Annotated in this window: 1 protein-coding gene and 1 pseudogene; both read right to left on the bottom strand. The window is 55.8% G+C overall.

Annotated elements, in window-relative coordinates; genetic code table 11:
• Positions 1-89 (bottom strand): annotated as a pseudogene (locus tag HCU66_RS27705) (DUF6124 family protein); the annotation flags it as partial.
• A gap of 584 nt (positions 90-673) precedes the next feature.
• Positions 674-3,714, bottom strand: a 3,041-nt coding sequence (locus HCU66_RS26750) for a YncE family protein (protein WP_205891357.1), incomplete at its 5' end; no start/stop codon positions are given.

Below are 3,714 nucleotides of genomic sequence, written 5' to 3' on the forward strand. Positions count from 1 at the left end.
TCGGCGGCTTCGTGGAGTTTTTTTGAATCGAGGGTTTCGTAGGGGGAGGTTGGATCGGTTTCAGGCGGGTTGGGTGTGGCTTTGAACATAGTGATGCTCCTTGATTAGTGGAGCCGCCACGGTTCGCTGCGAAACGAAGAGAGGTGGCAGCTGTACGCAGGTTCGCAGACCGGGAATCAAGGAACCCGGCAGACCCGAAGATCTCCCGCGCACAGCCGCCATAACACAATCCAGTAGACGAAAAAAAAGCGCCAACTGAAAGGAAACGGTGGCGCAATGCGCCTTGATTGACCCGGGCTGCGAAACCCGATCGCTGATTCGTCAGCGACCGGCAAACGATAAAGCCCGCCCCCAAGGCGCACAAGCCGGCGGATTNAAGCCCGCCCCCAAGGCGCACAAGCCGGCGGATTCTGGCGTAGCTGTAGGCAGCGGCGCAAGGATGTGTAGCCTGAGTGAGTGTCTGGAAATGTCGATTAAACATCTCCACTCATTGTTTGCTCCTGAGTTAGTCAGCCGAAAATCGAATAAATAAATGCGTCCCCTTTTCGGTCTCTTTTCGGTCTGAACTGAGTGACCACCGTTCACATGGACAACGCAATCATCTGTGGCAAGGGTTTACCCTCGCTACAGATATCATCGCGTAACACAATCCACGCTTCAGCTCTGTGGGAATTTAGCTTACGGTGAATATCCAAACTTCATTTTTCTGGTAATTTGCAGCAAAAACGCGGGTGCCGTCCGGGGTGAACGCCGTCGAATCAAATGGATCTCCAGGCAAGATTCGTTTGACATCAAAGGTGCCGGTATCAACCACAACTCCTGTAGTGCCAGTACTGGATACCAAGTGCTTGCCGTCGGGACTGATTGACAAATAATACCCGCTTCCTCCGACCGGGATCTCACGAATCACCGAAAGCGTCCGGGCATCGATCACCACCAGCACGTCACCGTACGACCTGATGGTATAGATGAAACGGCCGTCCGGGCTCACTACTGTGCCGTGAGGATTGGAACCGACTTCGATGTGTTTGAGCACGCTGAAGGTTTGCGCATTAATTACCGAAATCGTTCCCTGGCTAGACCCACCGCCGCCGTTTGCGTTGACTCCATAGACGTGAGTACCGTCTGGGCTGACGGTGACATTAGAAGAGTTGTTTTGCAGAGCCATGGTTCGAACAGGTTGCAACTGAACAGCGTCGATTACTATCAGTCTGCCATTGGGGAAATCGCTGGCCGTGGTTCCGACTACATAGACACGGGTGCCATCCGGGCTTAAGACAACCCTTCCTGCGATATCAATCGTGATTTGACGAATAATTACAAAGCTTTTGGCATCAATTACTGCCAGACGTGGAGAACTATAGAGGGACTGCATGCATACGTAGATGCGACTGTTATCCGGGGAAACAGCAATGCCGGAACCCCCCAGATAAGATGGAATTGTCGCAATCACTTTTTGGGTGCCGATATCAATCACCGTCACCACCGCATTGTCCTTTTCAGGGTAGTGGCTATTAAAACCGGCGACATAGGCGTACTTTCCATCAGGGCTGATGGCCATATGATAGGGATCCTGAACGCCTGTAACTATCGTGTGAGTCTTCACTGTCACCGCCCATGGTTCGGAGGTCTGCTCCGAGCCATACAAAGCCTTGGCCGTGAAGTTGTACAGCGCAACGCGTAATCCGGATGCCAGCAGACTCCAGATACCCGTCGTCGAGTCGGTGGTGGCCTCGCCCTTCGACGTGGTGCCGTCCTGCACTTGGACCTTCTGACCTCGAGTGGCCGTACCGGTCAGGGTCAGCGCCTTTCCCACGGTGCTCCCGCCAGCAGGAATCTTGTCGCCGCTGGGAAAGTCTTGGATCGAGGTGATAGCCGGTTTCACATCCTCCACGGCCTTGATCGTATAAGTCTTCACCGGCGCCACAATTGCGTCCGCTTCCACCTGACTCGTGGTCAGTGCTGCCTTGAAATGCAGCTCCAGTGTGCTTTTGTTGGCCAGATCCTTGAGGTAGCTGTGGGGCACTGCCCGATCGAATTTTCCATTGTCTATCCAACCTTGATTGACCGCCGCGCCAGGCACCTTCCATACCTCCAGATCATGGGCGAGTCCGCCGGCCTTCTTGCCTTTGAGTGTCAACCTGACCGGTTGCCCGGCTTTTATGAAAGCCCACACACCCGCCTGTATCGTGGCACCGGTTGTGACCTTCGACAGATCCAGCACTGTACCGTCGGCCTGAAGGATGTTGAGTTTGTCCAGCTCGGCGGCCGGCAGTGGCTTGACGGTGACCGTCACCGGATCGGAAGTAGTGTCATTCTGGTTACGTGTCACGATGTACTTGAGGGTAAACGTTGTGTCTGTATTGCCGATTTGCGCAGCGATGAAATCCTTGCCCAGATTAAATTCGAGCGGTACACCGGTCGTCGCCGTTTTGGCCGGGACTGTTGGCGAATTCTTGCCCGTTACTACCGGTTGCACCTGATCACCGGTGAGAAGACTCGGGGAATCCACCTGCACTGTCGCACCGTTGCGCGCATCGAGAGGGGCCAGGGTCACGTTTGCACCGGTACCGGTGGCTTGCTTGAGCACCGGCAATGTGTGAGGGATGGCGGCTCCGACAGTAAACCCCAACGGATTCGAATAACTGGTCTTTCCCGACTCGAACCGCACAATGTGGTAACGGACACTCAGCTCTTCACCGCGCCGGGCTTCGAAATGTTGCTGCACAAACGCAGCACTGAGAGAGAATTTCACATCTTTGCCGGCGCTCAGTGAGTTGAGGAGCTTGTTGTCCTCGAAGAGCAACTTGTCCTGGGCATCGCGCAGTTGCCAGTACACCACGTCCTTGGCCTTGGTCGGATTGTTGACCGGGTTGGGGCAGGTGACCTCGCTGATGCCGTTGGGCAGGTCTTTGGGTTCCAGCGCGCCGTCTTTTTCCCCGAGGAGGATCGGCACCACCAGTTCAAACTTCGGCTCGCCGATGTTCAGTTGCGCGGCGGGCAAGGATGGCCGGCTGATGACGTCGCCGTTCTCTGCTTCGCTGAGCAGGTTGTACGACACATCCAGCGTGCCGCCTTCGCCAGGTTTCAGGTGAATGCCTGAGACAAGAACGATAAAACCGTCGGGGTCATCGGTTTCCTCCTGAGTAGGAAAGATCCAGTCGAGATACGGCTCGTAGACAGTACCGTTCGGTAAGGTGATGACCCATACGATCACGATCGCGTTGTCGGGGGTGATCTGCGGATCGTACGGAATGCGGATGATCACGCTCGGCAGGTCCGGATCAAGCGAACCGCCTGCTTCGCTCACGACAATGGGCGCCTTCAGGCGTTCGGGTTCGCCGACGATGTTGATGAAGCGGCCCTTGGAGCGCTGAATGACACTGCCGTCGCGCTCCAGTTCGAAGGCAAACCTTGCTTGGGTTTTCGCCAGCGCACGGGCGCCGGCATTCGCCATCAATACCTCGACCACCGTGGGCGGTGTTTTGTCGATGGATTGGCGCACCTCGACGTCGATGGCTTTGCCTTCGAGGGTGGTGCCCGTGAGGTTCATGATGACGACATCATCCCGTTGGAATTCGTTAGATGCCGCCCAGACTTGCAGCCTCAGGTCGTTGTTGCCCAGCGTATCCAGATTGAGCTTGTCACCATCGGCATTTGCCAGGATGGGGGCATCCAGCCGTGAGTTGCCAGTGTCGACGACGATGCGGGTTT

Source organism: Pseudomonas frederiksbergensis (genome assembly GCF_017114915.1).
Taxonomy (GTDB): Bacteria; Pseudomonadota; Gammaproteobacteria; order Pseudomonadales; family Pseudomonadaceae; genus Aquipseudomonas; species Aquipseudomonas frederiksbergensis_I.